Source organism: Thermobaculum sp. T2p, assembly GCF_059335935.1.
In genome coordinates, this window is the sequence record NZ_JANZYQ010000002.1 from 1 (window position 1) to 21,054 (window position 21,054).

Annotated in this window: 15 protein-coding genes; 5 read left to right on the forward strand and 10 right to left on the reverse strand. The window is 54.5% G+C overall.

Features of this window, described 5'->3' with window-relative positions; all coding sequences use genetic code 11:
- From N2245_RS00515 to N2245_RS00555, 9 genes are all read right to left on the reverse strand, one after another.
- The coding region (locus tag N2245_RS00515; RefSeq protein WP_494534776.1) for a cupin domain-containing protein at window positions 1-225 on the reverse strand (225 nt) is incomplete at its 3' end.
- A gap of 26 nt (window positions 226-251) precedes the next feature.
- Complete coding sequence (locus N2245_RS00520; RefSeq protein WP_494534777.1) at window positions 252-1,391, reverse strand: carbohydrate kinase family protein; 1,140 nt, start codon at window positions 1,389-1,391, stop codon at window positions 252-254.
- The gene (locus N2245_RS00525) at window positions 1,388-2,554 is read right to left on the reverse strand and encodes a Gfo/Idh/MocA family protein (RefSeq protein WP_494534778.1); all 1,167 of its coding nucleotides are present in this window, start codon (window positions 2,552-2,554) and stop codon (window positions 1,388-1,390) included. The genes N2245_RS00520 and N2245_RS00525 overlap by 4 nt, the downstream gene beginning before the upstream one ends.
- The gene (locus tag N2245_RS00530; RefSeq protein WP_494534779.1) at window positions 2,541-3,389 is read right to left on the reverse strand and encodes a class I fructose-bisphosphate aldolase; all 849 of its coding nucleotides are present in this window, start codon (window positions 3,387-3,389) and stop codon (window positions 2,541-2,543) included. Before N2245_RS00530 ends, N2245_RS00525 begins: the two co-directional genes overlap by 14 nt.
- 45 nt (window positions 3,390-3,434) lie before the next feature.
- Window positions 3,435-6,041 carry a beta-sandwich domain-containing protein gene (locus tag N2245_RS00535; RefSeq protein ID WP_494534780.1) on the reverse strand — a complete coding sequence of 869 codons (2,607 nt, stop codon included), beginning with the start codon at window positions 6,039-6,041 and terminating at the stop codon, window positions 3,435-3,437.
- On the reverse strand, window positions 6,041-8,965 hold the full coding sequence (locus N2245_RS00540; RefSeq protein ID WP_494534781.1) for a sugar-binding protein: 2,925 nt from the start codon (window positions 8,963-8,965) through the stop codon (window positions 6,041-6,043). Before N2245_RS00540 ends, N2245_RS00535 begins: the two co-directional genes overlap by 1 nt.
- 159 nt (window positions 8,966-9,124) lie before the next feature.
- Window positions 9,125-10,060, reverse strand: a complete 936-nt coding sequence (locus N2245_RS00545) for a carbohydrate ABC transporter permease (protein WP_494534782.1) — start codon at window positions 10,058-10,060, stop codon at window positions 9,125-9,127.
- A 17-nt stretch (window positions 10,061-10,077) separates the two neighbouring features.
- Window positions 10,078-11,007 (reverse strand): carbohydrate ABC transporter permease, encoded by a 930-nt coding sequence (locus N2245_RS00550; RefSeq protein ID WP_494534783.1) that lies wholly within the window; start codon window positions 11,005-11,007, stop codon window positions 10,078-10,080.
- Between the two features lie 12 nt (window positions 11,008-11,019).
- On the reverse strand, window positions 11,020-12,600 hold the full coding sequence (locus N2245_RS00555; protein ID WP_494534784.1) for an ABC transporter substrate-binding protein: 1,581 nt from the start codon (window positions 12,598-12,600) through the stop codon (window positions 11,020-11,022).
- Between the two features lie 219 nt (window positions 12,601-12,819).
- Between N2245_RS00555 and N2245_RS00560 the strand changes: the two genes are divergently transcribed.
- The 4 genes from N2245_RS00560 to N2245_RS00575 all read left to right on the forward strand — a co-directional run bounded on the left by N2245_RS00560 (window position 12,820) and on the right by N2245_RS00575 (window position 18,358).
- Complete coding sequence (locus N2245_RS00560) at window positions 12,820-14,955, forward strand: glycoside hydrolase family 38 N-terminal domain-containing protein (RefSeq protein ID WP_494534785.1); 2,136 nt, start codon at window positions 12,820-12,822, stop codon at window positions 14,953-14,955.
- Between the two features lie 105 nt (window positions 14,956-15,060).
- Window positions 15,061-16,512, forward strand: coding sequence for an ABC transporter substrate-binding protein (locus tag N2245_RS00565; RefSeq protein ID WP_494534786.1), 1,452 nt, complete (start codon window positions 15,061-15,063; stop codon window positions 16,510-16,512).
- A 17-nt stretch (window positions 16,513-16,529) separates the two neighbouring features.
- Entirely contained in the window at window positions 16,530-17,465 is a 936-nt protein-coding gene (locus N2245_RS00570; protein ID WP_494534787.1) for a carbohydrate ABC transporter permease, read from the forward strand.
- Complete coding sequence (locus N2245_RS00575; protein WP_494534788.1) at window positions 17,465-18,358, forward strand: carbohydrate ABC transporter permease; 894 nt, start codon at window positions 17,465-17,467, stop codon at window positions 18,356-18,358. The genes N2245_RS00570 and N2245_RS00575 overlap by 1 nt, the downstream gene beginning before the upstream one ends.
- Before the next feature lie 51 nt (window positions 18,359-18,409).
- Here the strand turns inward: N2245_RS00575 and N2245_RS00580 are convergent, their stop codons facing one another.
- Entirely contained in the window at window positions 18,410-20,119 is a 1,710-nt protein-coding gene (locus N2245_RS00580; RefSeq protein ID WP_494534789.1) for a hypothetical protein, read from the reverse strand.
- Between the two features lie 89 nt (window positions 20,120-20,208).
- Here N2245_RS00580 and N2245_RS00585 point away from each other — a divergent pair, with 89 nt between their 5' ends.
- Entirely contained in the window at window positions 20,209-21,054 is an 846-nt protein-coding gene (locus N2245_RS00585; protein ID WP_494534790.1) for an IclR family transcriptional regulator, read from the forward strand.

Sequence of the window (21,054 nt, forward strand, 5' to 3'; positions counted from 1 at the left end):
GTGCTCGGGACAGGTCTGGTGGGGGAAGAGCACCAGCTCCTTGGCACACACCCTCTGGGTGTTGATGTAGGTCACCAGCTGCAAACCCGTGTGCTCCAGCTCTCCCAGCCCGAAGTCGGCCACCTCGATATGAGCTCTCTCCTGGGGCGTGAGCACTATGCCCGCCTCCTCCAGCATCCTCGCCGCCCTCTCCTGCGCTTCCTTGTACTCCCTCTCCGTTAGCATCCTCTTTCCTCCTTGCAAGTTATTTTTCATCGATCTTTATCCCTAGGGCCCACCCATATACCAGGGGGATGGGCCTGGGACCAATCTGGTCCAGGCTGCTGGAGTCGTCTAGCCCATCCCGAATCCATCCGGGCCCTTAAAGTATCCCAGCTAGGTATCCCGCTTGTAGCGTCCTGTGACTCCACGCTCGAGGCTCCTACCGCACAGGCTATAGCGATGGCCTCCTTGGGGCCTATGCCTCTCAACAGCGCTGTCAGCAGTCCGGCTACTGTAGCATCACCCGCACCAGTAGTGCCCACAACCTCGGCCTGGAATGCGTTACACCAGAGCTCCCTCTCTGCCCAAACCTTAGCGTCGGGGATGCCCCGGCCGGCAGTCATCAGCCTATCGATGGATCCGGTGCGTAGGTACAGACCATTTTCACCAAGCTTGAGTGCTACCACTGCTGGCCCCATCGCGAGGAGTCTATTCCCAATGTTTACCACAAGCTCGGCATCGACCTTTTGAGTATTATGACCCAGCATGGCTAGCACTTCGACTATACTCGGAGCGAACACATCCACCCACGGTAGGATCCTAGTAAGTATCTCTTGCCAGTTGGCACGGCCAGCAGGAGAGTTTGGATCTGGGTAGGCCATGTCCAAGGATGTGGTCACTCCAGCCATCTTTGCTTTTTTCAGTAGTTGCTCGAGCTCAGCACCTCCATCAGAGTACATCATCCTCATGATTGGGGGATAGCCGAAGTGTAGAATACTAGCATCTACTAGTGCTTCCATGGGTACGTCCCTGCTGCTAAAAGTGTCGTTAGTGCCTGGATAGTGTAGTACCACTCTGTCGATCCCTGGGGGGCTGAGGATCACGCTGTAGGAAGAATATTCACCAGCTGCGATGAGCAGGTTGCATGTTGAGCGCTCGCTCAATCGCCCCAACAGCTCCTTTATCAGATTACCGATTTCGTCATCTCCTATCCTGCCTAGTAGGAGGGTGTTAACTCCGAGCTTCCCAAGTGCTATGCCTGTGTTCGGTACGCACCCCCCAGTGGAGATATCTGCTGGGCCTACGCTCTTGATAGTCCCTGGTGTGACTTCTAGTTCGGATTCCGGGGGCCATCGCAGGATAACATCTAGGCAAATATGCCCTACCACTACGACTTCCGCGCTGCTCATAACTCACCCACCTCCGTTGAGAGGGGCACTACAGAGGCAGCTTCTGATGACTCGAGAGCCGCCGTGAACAATCTATGGCTCATTCCTGCTTCCTCTGGCGTGGCGCATTTGAAGTTCCCGATCATCGCTTCGCCATGTGCTAGCTCGTCCACAAACGCTGCCCACATTTGTAGGATAGCATCCGGCAATCCAAACTCGAATATGCTTCCGGTGATGGTCCGATAGACGCTCTCGTAGCCTAAGTCCAAAGTACGCCAGGCTTGTTCACCTCCTGGCTGGTACTCCAGCACTCGCAATGTCCTAGGATGCTTTGTGCTGAAACCAACTGCTCCCCGCGTGCCCAATACTTCCAGGTACCATGTATTAGTGTCTCCAGGGGAAATACGCTTTGTCTCCAGGGTCATTGGGAAGGTTCCGTCCTCTCCTTCTACCTCCGTGATGAGTAATGCATTATCCCAGGTGTCACAGGGCACCATCTTACCATCCTTATCAGGTCTCTCCGTAACGATCTTAGATAGAATGGCCCGTACATTCCGTGGTATCCATCCAAACCTGGCGGGCAAATGTACTACGTGCATTCCAAGGTCACCCATACATCCATATGCACCGTTAATTGCCGCGACTCGTTTCCAATTGATTGGCTTGTTTGGGTCTAGGTCGCTGGAGTGTAGGAAGCCTGCACGGACCTCGATAAGCTTTCCCAACCTCCCTTCTTGGACAGCTTGCACGATTCGCTGTGCTCCTGGGTAGAATGGGAACTCAGAAGATACCCGCACGAGCACCTCTGGATGAGCTCGTACAGCGCGCATGATGCGCTCGTACGCAGGCAAGTCCATACCAAAGGGCTTCTCACCCAAGAGATGTTTGCCCGCCTCAATCACATCTACGTACAGCTCAGCGTGCAGGTTATGGGGCACGGCACAGTACACCGCCTCAACATCAGTCCTCTCCAGTAGTTGGTAGTGATTCTTGGTAGCTAATCGAATGGATGAAAAGTTATCAGTGTACCAGGGCAAAACAGCTGGATTGACATCGCACACCGCCACCAGCTCGGGCACTATATCCAGATCTAGCAGTGCTGGCCATCGGGCACATGCGATAGCAAACTCCCTACCCATGAGTCCTGCACCAATGATTCCGAAACCAATTCTACGCCGTGGCATGTTCGAACTCCCGCAGCGCCAGTATTACTTGTTCAGGGCTGGCATCATCGTGAACGATCATCATGAGGGCCCGCACCATGGCTTTGGGATAGGTGTGCTGGATGACGTTACGTCCGTAGACTATCCCGCGTGCTCCCTGTTGCAGCAGTGTGTGGGTACGCCTGAAAATCTCCTCTTCTAGCACCTTACCGCCACCCCTTACAAGCACCGGCACGTCGCCGGCGGCTTGTACGACGTGCTTATAATCCGATGGATCCTCAGTAGGATCTGCCTTGATAATGTTTGCACCTAGCTCCACTGCCTGTCTTACCAGTGGGACTATCTTCTCCGGATCCCCGTCCCACATGTAGCTACCGGCATTGTTGGGGCGCATTACTAGCGGCTCCACCATTAAGGGCATACCGTAACGCTCGCACTCGGGCTGCAGCCGGGCTACGTTGCGCAGGCACTCATGGTATAGTTCAGGCTGGCCGGGTAGTTGAAGAATGTTGACCACCACGCAGGCTGCATCTAGTCGTAAAGCCTGTTCTACAGGGGACTCTATCAACTGACTGAACAGGTGGCGAGGTAAAGACTTCCCGTACACATTAGCGACGTCGACGCGTAGCACGAGAGCTGGCTTGTTTCTGCTCGGGATGTCACCTAGCAGCCTAGCCTGCCCAACGGAAAGCTGAATGGCATCGGGGCCGGCCTCCACTATGGTGTGAACCGCAGTCCGCATATCCATAATACCTTCGAGTAAGGACACCTCGTTGAAAAGCCCATGATCTATCGCAACATCGAAGCACCTGCCGTCTGGGGCGAATAGCCTGTTGAGTCTAGGTGTGTAGTTCATGTTCACCTCCTTTCTTCTACCATCTTTCTTCTACCATATAGAAAGCTAGCCACTTTCAGTACTCACACCGGAGATCGCGAATATGTGTAGGTTTGGCTCGCTGGGCAGACCAAGATAGGTTAGCCTGTTGCTTGAATCCACTGGTATCTCTAGGTAGTATATGTAACAGGAGGGTGTGGTATCCCCAGAAGAGCTGTGTCGGTGATCGAACCAGATCACGGGCTCCTCATCATGCTCAGCACCTGTACACCAATCGCTTACTGATAGCGATACAGTGTTCCGCTGTCCGTTGGCATAGATAAGAGTAAACGTGCCGCTATGTGCCCCGTTGGTTGCGTTCGCTAAGATCCCGATCGCGTTGTAGATGCCCTCTGGCACCTCTATCAGCTGGCCGACAGGTACTACCTCATTGTCGAAGCCGTCAGCCACGTCTGGCATCTGAAAGAGCACACCCATGTAGCGTGCCTGCTGCCCTCCTGGAAAGGTGTCTGCTGGTAGCGAGAAGGCGGAGTGGTCTAAGTCGCCGTCTCCTGGATTGCTGTCGTACGAGAAGCCGTCTCCGTTATAGTAGGAAGAGAGATCTACTATCACGCTGGGTCGCTTGGGGTCATACTGCTTGACCACGATCCTAATTGGTTGAGTGTAGGTATCCGCATTAATTGTCGCTCGTGCATAGGCCACGGTGGTACCAAGTGCTACATCTATTGGCGCCGTCAGCGTGAAGTCGTACTCCTGTACCTGGTTGGGCTCCAGCACCAGCACCTGGGGGTCTGAGGTCGTCCATCCAGCCGGCCCCTCGAGCGCAATTGTACCGCTGACCTTGCCATCAATGTTGTTAGTGAGACTAAGAGTGAACTTGCGTGTCTCCCCAGGTGCAAAGTAGCTGTAGTCCGGTACTGACAAGATCTTTACCGGGCGAAGCACTTGCACTCGCACCGGTATGGAGTGTATGGTCTCACCTTCGTGCAGCCTGGCCTGGGCGTAGAACGCTAAGGCCCCATCAGTAACTGAGTTCGCGTGAATGCGCCAAGTTGTCCGGACACTATCGCCAGTGAGTACTCCTTGGAAGAATGTGCTTCCAGCTACCATCTCCACCTGCCATTCGGATGGCAGTCCCTCTAGAGAAAGCGAGCCGCTGATGGGGGTGGGGGTAGAGTTGAGCAGAGTAGCTGTTGCCTCAAAGCTGCCATGGAGCGGCAGCTCAACTTCCGAGGTCTCGAGCCCCAGCCAGGGAGCACGCGCCTTGGAAGCGTCTTCCAACTTTATGGAGAGCGCATCGCCAGGAAGTAGTCTTGTGACATAGCTTGCGCAGCTAACCCTGCCGGACACAGTGCGAGCGTCCACCACCTCTCCTCTCGTGCCGCGCAGCCGCGAGATAGTCATTACTCTGCGTATCCTGTCGCGGGGCAGAAGGAAAGTAATGTGCACGTCCTCCTCTGGAGCATCCTCTGGCAACCAGCATACCAGGTTGACCTCTAGACCATCCTCTGAGCGGGTGGCTAAGTACTTGGCAGGATCGTCAGCGGAGGTTGTCCTCAGTCTTCTACCGGAAGCATCGCGTAGTATCCAGTATGGCCAATAGTTGCGGGCGAACACCGAACCGTCACCGTGGATCAACCCAAAGGTATAAGAGCCCTCCTCATACTCGTACAGACAGAACTGGTGCCAGCCAAGCAAGATGTCTGCGTGCTCCATCAGCGCGAACTGCCTATCCAGAAGGTACTGAATCTTAGCTGCGTCGTCGGAGATGAACTGCTCCGACTCAGTGACCATGAGTTTGGGCCGGCGTTTGGAGGTATGTGAAGCGATGTAGTCGTGCCACAGCAGAACATCTGAGACTATTTTGTCGACGGAGTCTCCATAGGAGTGGTACACAAAGAAGTCCATATCCTCCCCTACTGCGTCAATAAATCTACGACCATAGTCGTAGTAATCTGGATCCCCAGGCGAGTACACGGGACCACCCACCATTACCCCTGGGAAGCGTGTGTGAATGGTGCGCGCTGTGGTCCGGAAGAGCTCGAAGTATTCCTCGTCCGTGCCCATCCAGAACTGCTCTAGGTTAGGCTCATTCCACACCTCGATGTATCTCACTCTCAGTCTATATTGGGGATCTCTGCCGCTGCCGTTATAGTGCTCAACTATCTGGGCAACTATGTTCGCCCACTCCTGTGGATCGGTGGGAGGTTGGTTAGTAGCTCCCGTGGGTGATATCCATGGTGTATTGTAAGCGCAGAGCAACACAGGCTCCATTCCTTTGTCAATGACCTCATGGAAGTAGGCATCATCAGTGTTATCTACGAAGCGGAACATCCTGTCTGGATAGAACGCCCCGGGCTGGGGCGACACTTGATCGATCATAGTCTCAATGCGCTGTTGGAAGCCATTTGGGTTGAGTAGAGCAAATGTATCCTGAGCTATTGCCTGGGCAGACACCTTTAGCTGGGCGTAACCTGTGATGCTCAGCAGTGCTCGATTGAACCTTCCGAGCATTGAACGCGTATCTACAATCACTTCTTTGGATCTACGTGCGCTGCTAATCCCAACACTCATGCCTAGTACGGCCAACACTCCAGCAATCAGCCTCAGGAATTGCCTTCGCGTCAGCCTCCATCTGGCCACAGATCTTCTAATCACGTGCCCACCTTCCATTAGTACACCTCCAGCACTGCCCAGCCTTCTGGTCTGCCTAGGGGCTTGGCTATCAGGGTGTTGCGACCCTGCAGCACATACGGGCTAAGGTCTAAGGCAGTGTCATCCCACAGCGCTATGTGGTGGCTGCTGTGCTCGCTAGTCCCAGCAACTAGCATGAGTCTGCTACCGTTGACGCCCAACTCGATCGCCCTCATACCATGGTTATGCACTACAAGCCTCGCCGAACGCTGAGGTAGCTCGAAAACGATCGATTCTTCCTGCTGGCGTCCAGCGCGACGTTCGATGCGCATCGCAGCCTTGCTAATAGCATCTACGAACCACCATGTAGCAAAGAGCGATGGGTTCCAGGCATTGCCCACGCCAGGGGTGAGCGCCATCCAGCCCTCACGACCGCTGCCGTCGTCCTCATTGACTAGGAATGTGAAGCCCATTCGTGTTCCGTTTCGAGGTTCCAGCGGCGCTAGCTCCGATAGGGGTATGGCCAGTTCATAGATTATGTTCCCTCTCGCACCACGTTTAGCGACTAACTCTGCTGTCTCCACTAGTCCTGGGGCCTGATCACCTCTCCAGCGGTACACTTGGGGACCATCAGAGGTGAGCGCGATGCCCCACTCCTGATCGTCGGGCTGAGGACTAGTGCCTCCGTCATCAAGGGGATCAAAGAACAGCTGGATACTGTCACCCATCCAGATATTGCCGTCAGTGTTGTGTTGACTGAACACGTCATCCGTCACGCGGGCAGCGAAGAAGAGGTGCTCATCATCCCACATCACCCGAACTTCAGCAGATAGGTCCTCGGGAGACCAATTCGGCAAGCCGACAACCTGGTCTGGAGAGTCCAACATGACAGGGAGGGCTGGGCCCCAGTCGGAGAGAGCACCATTGATCACGGGTTTACCGCGCACTGCTGCCGTCGCGAAGAGTCGCCTGGTGGTCGACACCTCCCTCCCATCACTGGTAGTGGCTTTGGCGGTAACCGGGTAGGCATTAGCACTATTTGTCACCACCTTCTGCAGGCGATAGATAAGAGTGATGCTCTGGCCTGGATCAAGGGGCCCGAACGGAAGCGACGCATTCTCCACCTGCCAACCTTCAGGCAGTGACAGTTGCACGATGCCCTCCTGAACTAGATTGATTCTGTTGGTCACAGTTACCCGCAGAGTAGGAAGGTTGGTCGGCAGATCGTCTAGTCCTGCTATCTCCAGCCCCAGTGGGGTGATGCCACTGACGACGCCCTGAGCCAATATACTCCGCATTTGAGCTCCTAATACACCCTCGCCAGTGACAAAGGTAGGCCCACCCTCTAGCGGGACAACGAGCTTATTGTTACTGTGCTCTCCTACTGGCGCATGCATCATGTCGTACGCGGTCAATGAGTTTGGAGCCCCAAGCGCGATCTCGCCAGCCTCGGCAACGCTCCAAAGCACTGCAACTGATCCATCTTCTATCTCGAACACGTAGGCGCGGATCGCGGAGCCCATGGGCACTTCTCCGTATTGCTGTGCACTTCCTAGCAGGTGGGTAAGAGTGGCGTAGGCTGCGTAAGCTGGTTTTGGGGTTAGGTTGGGATGCACTATACCCCAGCCAGGAGGCTCCGAGCCATAGTTGAATGTGAACACCAGATTGCGTGACGAGCCTGCGGCGACCGTTTGTGTGTTGGTCCGGACTATGTAACTGGCTTGCTCCCACTCAGAGACTCCACCGTAGGTGTCCCATCCCATCTCAGTGATCCAGATAGCTACGCTCTTTCCTCCGTGCTCATCTAGGAATTTGCGCGTATCTCGGACGCTCTGCACGAAACCGCCGGTCTCGGGCCCCGTGGGACCAGGATATAGGTGGATTGCCAGCGCATCGTAAGAGTCAATGCCAGCCACAGCAATTGCAGTTGCATCGAAGCTTGGGCCGCCGCTGGAAACAACAACTGTCGCACTTGGGTCTGCTCTGCGGATAGCATCGGCAGCTGCCCTTACAAGCAGCCCAAACTGCTCAGCGGTGCCAAACCAGAAAGTTGGGGGCTCGTTCCAGACTTCCCAGTACTGTATGCCATAGCCATCGGTCCAGTCCGCCTGTTGCGCGAGCAAACCTCCAGGCTTGTAGCGACTTACCACCTGGTACACATAGTTAGCATAATTGGCCACTGCCGTATCGAAATCCACATTACCCTCTTGTCCACCGTAACCATAAGGCACAGACCAGGAAGCAAAGTAGTCCAGCAAACCAAGCATGAGTACGCCCTGTTGGCGGGCGCTCATCACTGCCGGATCGAATACCTCCCAGTGGAACTCGCCCTGGCTGGGCTCAACACTGTCCCAGAATATCTCCTCGCGTGTAAAGGCTATGCCTGCCTGGTGCACGAGCTGCAACCTCTGGCGTGCCTCCAGTTCATCAAAGCGGATGCCAATGAACGCGCCTCCTCCCCCGATCCCCCAAGGAGATGAGGGCTGTATCCCTGATAGAGGTGGTGGAACGACTGCCAGGGAGGTGGCGGCCGAGACCACTACCTCAGTGTCAGACAATAGCTCAAAAGTTGCCGAGTAGTATCCGTGCCTCGTGTTGCCCATACGCAGGACTTGGCTTATATCCACCCCCTTTGACAGAGTGACCTCCTCGGTTCCTCGTAGCACGCTCCGGTTGCGAGCGTCCCGTACGTCGTACCGAAGAGTGTAGTTGCCTTCTAGCCCCTCCTGAACCCTCATGATGGCTCTCAGCAAGACCTCCTCACCCTCCAGGAAAACGTTGCCTAGATGTCCTGTGTCTATAGTTAGGCTAATGGAGTCCTCTTCGGCATATGCTATAGTCTGATGGGCACACGGCCTTATACCTCTTAGCCTGCCGAGGCCGAGCACGCCTAGGCAACCAGCTCCCAGCTCAAGGAACCTTCTGCGCGTAAGCTTCAATCCGTAAGCCGCCCTTCTAGCCATGACACACCCCTTGATCAATATAATACGTTAACACATGTAATAAATTTTTAATTATATAAGTTATCATATTAATTTCAACGTCTGGGGGTATGGTGTATCTTATATCATCATCCGGGCTTGAAATGGGATTATCATTGAGGTGTGGCACTTGTCTCTCCTTCAACCCTTCAATCCAGTGAATGCTATGCCTCTTACCAGCTGTCTTTGGAAAATCAGCGCAGCCATGATTGGAGGTAAGGCGGTGATGAGTAGGCCCGCCATCATCGCGTTCCATTGCACATTGGAGGTGTTCAAGTAGTAGAGTGCTACTGAAATCGGCTGCTTGTTGGGATCCTGGATAACGAGCAAAGGCCACAGAAAGTCGTTCCAAGAACCTGTGAAGGTGAAGATGGCCACAACTGCAAGTACCGGCCTGGAGAGGGGCAGGACTATCCGCAGGAATATCTGCAGAGCGGAAGCGCCATCAACACGCGCTGCCTCTACCAGCTCATCCGGTATGTCGTCGAAAAAACCCTTAAACAAGAAGATGTTGAATGCGCTAGCCGCAGCAGGTAGCCAAATAGCCCAATAGGAATTGAAGAGGCTTATGTGCAGGATAGGCAGAGACCTTATGTTCAGGAACTGCGGGATGAGATACGCCACACTAGGTACCATAAGCGTACTTAGGAAGGCCAACAGTACCACGCGGCCGAAGGCGGGCCGCAGCTTGGAGAGCGCGTATCCTGCCATGCTGCTCACGGAGATTTGGAGCAACAGTGTGCCGAGGGCGATAATCAAGGTGTTTTTGAAGTATTTGGGGAAAGGGAACACCTGCCAAATCAGTCGAAAGTTAGCTGGATCCCAAGATCTGGGCAGCAGACTGGGCGGAAACCTGTAGATCTCTGCTGTGGGCTTGAAGGCGTTCGTGAACATCCAGTACAAGGGAAAGATGGCTGTCACAAGTGCTATGGAGAGCACCAGCAGGATCATAGCATACAACAGCCTGTAGCGCCAAGTGCGTAGATCCATCTGCGAGATTAGTGAGCGTTCCTGTGCTTCCGCTCTGGTGCTTACCTCTTCCACCAATGGTGCGGGCTTTCCTATGGGTATGGCCATGACTTATCCCCCTGATTTTATGGCTGCTGCAACTTGCGTGTCAGCGCGAAGTACACGATCGAGAAAGCCACAAGCACAACAAACAACATCAGCCCCAGGGCCGTAGCCGCTCCGAAATTGGAGTATGCGAAGGCATACTGATAGATCAGCAACATCACAGTGAGCGTAGCGTTGTTTGGTCCTCCTCCAGTCATGACGAAAGGCTCCGTGAACACCTGCATAGTGCCAATTATCTGTAGGATCAGCATGATCAGCATCACGCCGCGCAGCTGGGGCAGCGTGATATACCGCATTCGCTGCAGCACCGTAGCCCCATCGATCTCGGCAGCCTCGTATAAGTAAGCTGGGATACCTTGCAGGGCCGCCAGGTAGATCAGAGTGGTCGCGCCCGCATAGGTCCAAGTGGACATAATAACCAAGCTTGGCATTGCCAGCTTGGGATCCTGATACCAGCCCAGTTGTGGTAGCCCAAGCTGTTGGAGCAGGCCATTGAGCAACCCGTTGCCTGGGTCGTAGATCCACTTCCATAGTAGCACGACTACTACTAATGGCATGATCGATGGTAGGTAGAACCCCACCCTGAACAGCGCCTGACCACGGCGCACCTCGTTGACAAGTATAGCCAGTACCACGGGCACAAAGAATCCTATCACCAATCCCAATCCAGCAAAGTACAAGGTATTCCGCCAGGCGATCGGCAGGAGAGGATCGCTTAACACGTACCTGAAGTTCTCCAATCCTACCCACCTCGCATCCCCACCAAGCGTAACTTGCTGCAAAGCTACTGTGAAGCCTTTTGCTATCGGGTACCAACTGAAAAGCGCGAACACTAGCAGCGCCGGGAATAGGAAAGCGTAGGCTATCATCTGCTCTAGCAGCTTCCTCCTGAAGTGCACCCACGCCATCCCTCGCACTATCGATCTCGAGTCGGCCCTTGCAGTGCGCATGTCAGCTCCCCTCTACGAAGCCTTGTCCAGGAATCTGGTCTGGAACTCCCGAGCAGCGCGACTAAGCAGCGTTGCAGGGGCGGCATTCCTATCCGTTAGTACTGCCTGCACTACAGGGTCCAGCAGAGCGTACAGCGCCTGAGCTTCTATTGGCGGCTCGGGTCGAGCGTACCTGCCGGCTTCCTGAATGTATAGCCTATAGTTCTGTGTGGGCACGTTCGTGTACCGACTAATGATCTGTTGGAGCTTGCGCTGGTACTCCCCGCGCATTAGCGGTATATCGGGCAGTCCCACGAGCTTACCTGCCATCGCCGCTGCCTGGGTGTTAAACAGCACCTCATTGAGATCAAACTCCTCCCATATAGCGAACCAGAAGGCCGCCTCTCTTGCCTCAGGGCTACTCTTAGCGTTGATGAAACGAACCGCACCACCTGTTTGCTCCGCACGACCCGCAGGACCAGCAGGTAGGGGCGCCATGCCAAAGTCTTCCAGCTTGCCTCCGTGCTGGCTCACAACTATGTCGATCCAGCCAGGGGAGAAGATCGCCATCGCCAGCTGCTCTGAAGCCAGCATAGGGAAAATATCGTCCGCCTTCAGCAGCGTGTTGCGCGGCAGCACGTCGTATCTCCATCGCAAGTCATGGTAAAACTGCAGTGCACGGGCAGCCTGAGGGGAGTCAAACACTGCTTGCCACTTACCATTGACCTGCCTCTCGAAGTCCCCACCAGCCTGCCAAACAAAGTTCAACAACTGCCACCCCCCCTGGTTGCCGGTGGTCAGCACTGCAAAGCCAGCTTGGTTCTTGCTCCTATTTGTTAGCTTCTGGGCATAGGTTGCTAGCTCGTCCCAGGTCCTGGGAGGCTTTTCAGGGTCGAGTCCGGCCTGCTTATAGAGTGCCCGGTTATAAACCAGTCCCATAACGTAGCCTCCGGCTGGTATCCCATATATGCGACCATCCAGGCCGGTCACGATCTTGAGCATCCCAGGGTTCCAATCCTTAAAGTACTGCCAGCTCTGCATCAGATCGGTGATATCGGCTACAACCTTTTGGCTAATCAGCTTCTGGACTTCAGTAAAAGGTACCAACCAGAGATCACCGGCTGTGCCTCCTTGTATCCTAGCGGGGAAGGTCGATGGGTCCCAGGCATAGGTATCACTGACTATCTTGACATTTGGGTACAGCTTGTTGAACCTGCCTATTTTATCTTTCCAAAGCTGGAAGGCTGCACGGTCCTCCGGACGCGGCGTGTTCTCCACCCGAATGGATACGGTTTTACCCCCAGCTATCTGCTTAGGTAGTCCTATTGAACCCTGTGTTCCCTCTCCCAGTGCTGTGGTAGGCGTGGCCACGACAGCTGTAGGCGATGGGGAGGGAGAACTGATAGCTGTAGGGGACGGTGAGGGTGAGCTCGCCGCTGTGGGAGAGGGCGACGGAGGCCTCATAGCGCCCGTGGGGGAAGGAGAAGGGGAGACTCCCGTGGTTGTGGGGGTGGTTCCAGTGCCACCTCTACCACAAGCCTCCAATGCCGTCAGGAGCGTGGTTATACTCACTATCTGCACGAACCGTCTGCGGCTGATGTGATGATCCTGCATTGTCTTACCTCCATGGTGCATTGTGTCTATAGTCCACTCTGTCGAATTTCTTGATGAAGCTCGCCGTGCGGACCACCTCCTTTGTGTCACGACCACTTGGGTATCTCCCGACAACCTGTTGGCTCTTTATCGGTCAAGTTGTTGACTATCTTAGAACGTTATGCTAACGTTGTCAATACCCTAAGCAAGACTCAAGTCAAAAACTAGGAGGGAGAGGAGATGACTGTCGTGCACATGATCGGTAATGCACACATAGATCCAGTGTGGCTTTGGCCTTGGCAGGTTGGGGTGGATGAGGCACTAGCCACCTGTCGCTCTGCCGCAGACCGGTGTGATGAGTACCCAGAGTTCATCTTCACGCGTGGTGAGGCCTGGATATACCGTTGGGTGGAGAAGCTAGACCCTCAGCTATTTGAGCGAATAAGGCGACTCGTGAGCATCGGGCAGTGGCATGTGACTGGTGGCCAGTTCGTGCAGCCGGACTCGAACCTACCTACAGAATTCGGCTGGAGACGCCAGCTCAGACACGGCCGCGCGTACTTCCGAGAAAAGTTTGGAGTTGTGCCGCAAGTTGCATACCAAGTGGACTCGTTTGGTCACCCCCTGACTCTGCCTGACATCTTGGCTGAGGAAGGTTACATAGGCTTCGTGTTTCATCGCCCCAGCCCAGAACAGCTGCCTCTGCCTGCACAAACATTTAGATGGCGAGGTCCCAAGGGGGGTGAGGTGCTGGGATTTAGGATTGTACCCTCGTACACCTATTATTATGAGGATCTGTATGAGCGGATCATGATGGCAGTGGAGGCTTCAGGCGAACTAGGTCACACGATGTGTTTCTTTGGAGTGGGCAACCATGGTGGTGGACCTACCAAAGCCCAGATCGAGTATATACTAGACCACTACCATGCCTGGGAAGGCATCGAGCTACGTTTCAGCACGCCTCAGGCATTCTTCGAGGCAATATATGACCAGCGCGATCGGTTGCCAATAGTAACAGAGGAGTTACAACATACATTCCCCGGCTGCTACAGCGTGATGCACGATATCAAGCAGAGGCAACGGCGGGCAGAACATCTGTTAGTCCAGGCCGAGGACGCGGTGCGGGCCTTCGTGGATGAACCACAGCAAGCGGTTGCGCTCCATGAGAGACTAAACCAGGCGTGGGAGGACCTACTACTAACGGAGTTTCACGATGTGTTAGCTGGAACGGCTGCTCCCCGGAGCTGGGATTCAGTGCGGGCTATACAGGGTAGGGCCCAGATCTCAGGGGAGGAGGTGATGGTTGAGGCTACTAGGCGCTGGGCTCATCGGCATCTGCCAGCGGTCAATGAGCACCAGTTGGTAGTAATGAATCCTGACCCTGCACCTTGGCGAGGATATATTGAGGCTGAACCGTGGTTGGACTTCAGAAGCTGGGATGATCGTTGGGTGAGCGATCTCGACGGCAACTCCGTGGACCACCAGGTGGTGCAGCCAGATGCTCCAGGAACGACTCGCATTCTGTTCCCAGCAGAGGTAGGAGCGATGTCAGCGTTGCAGTTACTGGTGCGCCAAGATCCTAATCCTACTAGAAACGTTACCACTGACCTACACGTCTCAGATACGGTTCTGGAGAACACTCACTTACGTGTAGAGGTGGGAGAGAGGGGAGTCGAAGCTCTATGGAGTGAGGACAAGTTGCTCCTAGAGGGCATAGGGCTACACCTGCGTACCGACCATACGGACACATGGACCTTCCACACAGACAGGTTTGACGAGCCTGTGGAGTCGGAGTTTATGGTTCGAACATGGGTGGTGGAGGAGCAGGGTCCGCTGCGTGCCCGGCTACGAGCAGAGGGAAGGCTAGGGGAGTCGCGCGTGCGTTGGACACTCAGTCTACATCGTGGTGACCCTAAACTCCATATCAAGCTTGAAGTATTGTTTGCCGAACGATACAGAATGCTGCAGATGCCGTTATGGCTAGCTTCCAATGTGCAGCGTTGGAGGGACGGTCAAGCTGGAGGCTGGGTGGAACGCACCTGTAGTGCTGTCGAATGGCCAGTGCAGGGATGGTCTATGGTGGACCTTAATGGGAGACAGTTGGCAATAGTTACTCAAGATGCCTACAGCCTAAGCCTGGACGATAGTAGATGGCAGTGGACACTGCTGCGCAGCCCGAGGATGGCTTGGATGGGACAGGACCCTGAAGTATATGGAGGTCGGGATGAACACACAGACCAGGGCCCACACACCTTCGAGTTCGTGTTGTGGGTAGGGAAAGATCTTGGAGAGGAAGCATTGGAGATCGCTGCCAGGCAGCAAGCACGTCCACCAATAGTGTTTGATAGGTATGAAGGGCTTGTTAGACCCCTCTGATTTCCGGCCACTAGTTGACAGGTTGTAGGTCGCGTATTAACATAAGATCACCAGGTTCTATTAATAGAACTATGTTCGCATATATGAACAAAGGAGTGGGGTGCCATGGGTAGAGGCCGCATGAGTCGAAGGCGTTTCCTAAGGATGGTAGGTGTGGTTGCTGTAACTACCCCGCTGTACGCCTGTGGGGGCGCTGGCACCACAGGCGTCACTCCTACGGTTGCCCCCAGCACGGCGCCAGCCCCTACAGTGCCTGCGACGCCTATCAGTGTATTCCCAACCGCTGTGCCTACTAGTGCTAGTAATGTGGTGCCTACCACGACCATTGGTCAGGGTAAAGTAACTGGACAGGTCGAGTTCTCCTACTATAACTGGGGACCTGCCAGCATACAGTACTTCAAGGACATGGCGGCGGCGTTCATGAAATCTCATCCGGGCACAAACATCAAGCTTACGCTGCCACCAGGTGATCAGTACACCACGAAGCTCAAGATCTTGCTAGCTACAGGTACAGGTCCGGACATCATTACCACAACAGATATCACATATAGGCTTTTTAAGGAGGGGCGACTCCTGGATCTAACGTCCCGTGTGGAGACCGATCCTATACTCCTTGACGGCTCTAAATTCATACAAGCTGGTTGGGACATTTATCGCTTTGGGACTGGTCGCATCTATGGTATGTACTCTGGTGCGGATACGCATCTACTATACTATAACAAAGATCTGTTCGACAAGGCGGGCATCAAGTACCCCAGTGCCGACTGGACTTGGGACGATTTTGTTGATGCTGCCAAGGAGCTCACGGTCCGCAAAGGGGACAAAGTAGTGCAGTTTGGCACATCCCTTGGCATCCTGGCAGCTTATTGGGGATGGGCCAACCTGGTGTGGATGGAGGGTGGGGATATAGTCGACAAGCGCCCGTTCTATAGCAGGCTCACACTGAATAACCCACCAGTCATCAAGGTATTGCAGTTTATCCAAGATCTAATGTACAAGCACAAGGTAGCTCCCACTCCAGAGCAGGCCAGCGCTCTGGGGGAGGCAGGCTCCTTTGAAAGCGGCAAGGTAGCCATGTTACTCGATGGCGGCTGGGGGATACAATCGCGTAAGCAGATCAAGGCCTTCCACTGGGATGTGCAGATGATCCCCAAGGGGCCGAAGGGTTTCATCGGGGCATTCTGGCCAGGAACTCCCATGCAGATCAATGCCAAGACGAAGAACCCCGATCTGTGTTGGGAATATGTCCGTTGGTTCGCTGCCAGCAAGGAGGCGCAGGAGCTGATAGCTAAGCAGCTGATCCAGGTGCCTGCCAGGTTGGACGTTGCCTTCTCCCCTACATTCCTTCGTCAACCAGGCATGCCCCCAAACGGCGAGGTGTGGGTTAAGTCCCTAGAGCACGCCAGGCCCGCAGACATCCAGAACCCTAACCAACAGGAGATGATGGACAAGGTATGGAACCCTAATTGGGATAAGTTCATCAGGAACAAGATGACGCCGCAGGAGTTCGCCCAGATCGTGGAGACTGAAGGTAACAAGCTCCTGCAGTCGGCCTAAGGCTATGGGAAACAAAGATGGTTGGGAGCAGGAGAGCTGGTATCCAACTTGTCAGTATTAGAATGTCGCTGAGGCGTCGTGAGGCGTTGGAAGGATATATGTTCATGGCGCCGGCGGTGCTTGGATTCCTGCTGTTTACTCTGTTCCCGATGCTCGCCTCGTTCGTTCTCAGCTTCACCGACTATGACCTGCTCTCGTCTCCCAAATGGGTGGGATTAGACAACTATCTACAGATGCTCCACGATCCATTCTTCTGGCAGTCGCTGAAGGTTACCACTATCTATGCAGGGGTTGGACTTCCGCTTGGGCTCATTCTCGCTCTTGCCGTGGCGGTCTTGATGAACCAGAGGGTACCAGCTATAGCTCTTTGGCGCACGGTGTACCTCCTGCCGTCGGTTATCTCGGGAGTGGCAGTGGCGATCCTATGGCGTTGGCTGTTTAATCCCGAGTTCGGACTGCTCAATGTGCTGCTTGGGTATCTAGGTATCCAGGGTCCAGATTGGTTGGGGAGTACCACCTGGGCACTTCCCTCACTGATCATCATGGGTTTGTGGGGCATTGGAGGGAGCATGTTGATCTATCTCTCGGGACTGCAGAGTATACCAACAGAGCTGTACGAGGCGGTAGAAATAGATGGGGGTGGAAGATTTGCTAAGTTCTGGTACATTACCCTACCGATGCTCTCGCCTGTTATCTTATACAATCTCGTCATAGGGTTAATAGGCTCATTCCAGTACTTCACTGAGGCTTATGTGCTAACTGGAGGCGGGCCCGAGAATGCTACGCTCTTCTACATGCTTTACCTCTACCGCAATGCATTCAACTACTTCAAGATGGGATACGCCTCGGCACTGGCCTGGACGTTGTTCATGCTGGTCCTGCTGCTCACTATCGCGGTGTTTAGAACCACTCCGATGTGGGTGTACTATGAGGGCGAGAGGAGGGGTAGGTGATGGCCAGGGTATCGCAGCTACAGGTCATGTTGTCTGCGAAGGAAAGATTGTCCACACGTGTTTGGCGTAGGCGCATTGAAACGGGCCTCTCTCTCTTGATCATTCTACTGGGAGCCTGCGTGATAATGATCCCTCTAGCATGGATGGTCTCTACATCATTAAAGAGGCCAATGGACGTCTATCTCTTGCCTCCCAGGTGGATTCCCTCTCCACCACAATGGGGAAACTACGCTGAGGTATTCATTGCAGTACCCTTCGGACGCTATCTGCTCAACAGCACCATTGTATCTGGGCTCACGGTTGTAGGCAGCGTTCTGTCATCCTCGATGGCGGCCTATAGCTTCGCGCGCCTACGCTCGCCAGGGCGGCATCTAATATTCATGGTACTTCTGTCTACTTTGATGCTGCCAGGCGCTGTGACGATAGTTCCAACGTTCATCGTGTTTCAGAAGCTGGGGTGGATCAACACCTTCAAACCCCTGATCGTGCCCGCGTTCTTCGGCAATGCCTTCTTCATTTTCCTCATGCGTCAGTTCTTTATGACTATACCTTTGGAACTGGAGGATGCTGCGCGTATCGATGGCGCCAACAGCCTACAGATATTCCTGAGGGTCATGCTGCCTCTCTCCAAGCCCGCACTGATCACTGTAGCTATATTCGCTTTCATTGGTTCCTGGAATGACTTCTTTACCCCCTTGATTTATATCAACTCCGAGGACATGTACACTGTAGCCTTGGGAGTTGCCAACTTCCAGGGCAGTGCCAGGGTGGGGCCGCAGATGCATCTCCTGATGGCAGCCTCGTTCATTGCCACGATCCCAGTGCTGCTGGTATTCTTTGTTGCCCAGCGTCTGTTCATCCGTGGGATAGTGTTCACAGGCATAAAGGGCTAGATGTTTACATGAGCTATTGGACAAGCAGCAAGTCCATCAGGCCAACATCACCTATAGCGATTCGATGGGGTCTTTCCAAGCTGGCGAAGGTTCTGCCGCTGTCAGCTCCGAAGGCCGATTATAAAGTGGGTAGAAGACGCCCTTTGGCTCAACCCGCATTACTGCCTCTCCATGCCAGTAGCAGACGCACCATGCCCGTCTAGCATCACTACCAACCTCGTAGCATACCACCTTTTGAGGCAGTGGATAGTACAGTTTTGCTTGCTGCATCTCCATTAGAGAAAACCGTACATAACCGTCGTGAGATCTCAATTCAGCTAATCTACCATCCTCGAATGCAGCCAATGCCTCCGAAACGCCCTCTGGCAACCGCACCTCCACATCCTGATGTTGGTAGCTAAGAATATCTAAGCGACCTTGTGAAGGTTCATGGCTCAAGACACGTAGAGCTGGGGTCTCCACGCTGAAGCGCAGATTCACCTGCGACCCTGCTGTGGTTTTCTCTATCGAATGCTTCCAGAGGTCGTAGAGGCCACGTACGCCTGCAGCGTTGCAGCACTGCATAAGTGCCGCGGCCTCGGGGTAGAACGCGTCGTTGAGTGTTGGTCTGGAGGCGAAGCCACCCACCTGGCTCTCGACAACACCCTCGAAGCGAGAGTAGCGCCCTTCCAACGGAGGTGCTTCGTCACTGGGAGGTAGTGCCTCGACCGCTGCCCTGAATCTCTCTAGGGATAGTAGCTGGCTCTCCAACAGATGGTTGCGGCCGAAACGCTCAGCATCAGCATAGTAGCGGCGATCCACGTGCTGGCCAAGCAACAGCGCTATCTCGATCATGTCGGTGATGCAGCAGATCTCACCATGACAATGTCCCAACCCCTCAGGAAACCACCCAAACTCGGTCCCCCAACTCTTAGCATGTTCATAGCTTTGTCTAGCCCACGCAACGTACTCGCGATGTCCGAGCACCAGACCCAACTTGAGCACGCCTAGGATGAAGTTAGATCGTGTGTGGAAATGACCTTCTAGCTCTCCTGCTGGAAATCGCCACTGACCATCAGGGAGATACCCGCTGGTGTGATACAGAGCCAACTTGGCAAGCCCGTGAGCTAGCTCCAATGCGGGCTCGTATCCCGTCGCCTCGTACAGTCTGATAGCCGGTACTATCGCAGCAGCGTTGTACTCCTCGATGCCTGGGCATAGACCAACCTCGCGGAATTGCCATCCACCCTCCCTGTAATATCCTTCTGGGAAGAACAGCCCGTGGGGCGTGTGTATGGCTATCGCAAGAAGCCCATCCACCAAGCGGCGCGCTGCCTCTAGATAGCGCTCGTCGCCCGTAGCTAAAAACCTGGTCGTCAGTCCCATCAGGGTGCCCCTCTGCGCCCAGCTAACTTCGGCTGCTCGCTGCCCCTCCTGCCAATCGATGGCCAGTAGCCCCTTGCCCCAAGGCTCAGCCCAGGGTTCTAGCGGTAACCAAGATAAGTTATTCGGTCCAATTAGTCGGAACATCCATTCTTCTAGAAGATGCTCAGCTTCCTCGGTCTCCCCTCCGGCCATAATATGAGCTAGTGTCAGGGCATCCACATGTCTGCCTGTGCCATCACCGCAATCCCACAGACAGTGGTCGGCGCGTGGAGGGCGGGATCGCCATGATGCTAGAAAGTACATGAGCCCATCCATAGATGGATCCGTCAGATCTATGAGAGCGCGGGCACCCAATCGCGCTCGTGCCTGTAGGTCGAAAGGATGGATGTTGCTCACTACAATCCCTCCCAAGAGCGTTGACAGCTGTGTTGATGAATGCTATTATAAGGCTACTGAGTTCATTGTCAAGAACAAGGTTCATAATAGTGAAAACAGATCGATTCGTTGGACAAGTGAAATCAGCTGCACGAGCATTGGACATCCTGGAGCTGCTCGCTGAGCACGAGGATGGGCTAACGCTCACACAGATCTGCAACGCCCTATCGATGCCGAAGAGCAGCACGCACGCGCTGCTCAGGACCCTGATGAGCAGGGGGTATCTCTCCCCGGGGTTCCAAGCAGGCACCTATCGCCTGGGGCCAAGGACTTTCGAGCTTGGCAGTGCCTACATGCGCAGCGTGGACCTTATAAGAGAAGGACAGGAGATAATTCGCCGTATATCTAGATTATGTGGGGAGACCACGCACCTGGCTACACTAGATGGCAGGGACGTCATCTACGTGGCCAAGGAGGAGGGGAACAATCTGATCAGGATGGTCTCAGCAGTCGGCAAGCGATTTCCAGCCCATGGTACAGCTGTAGGAAAAATGTTGTTGTCTGGCTTGAGTGCTGACGAGCTTAAGAAGCGCTATCCGCCGAGTGAAACACTGCCCAAGCTCACTCCCAATACTATAACTGACCCAAAGGTTTTCTATCGAGAGTTGGCCGAGACCAAGGCAAGGGGCTATGCGCTGGACTACGAGGAGTCTACTGTGGGGCTGTGCTGCGTGGCTGCGCCCGTTTACGATGCTGATTGTCAGATGGTAGCAGCTATGAGCATCTCCGTGCCTCGAGTCAACTTCACGGCGGATCGTTGCCGTGATCTGTTGCGCCTCGTGCTCGAGGGTGCATCCGAACTCTCGACACGACTGGGATATCACAGTGACGAGGGCGTTGTGAGATGGGACGAGGCTCGTAACCAGGCAGTCGGTACACCACATGAAAGTAGCTAG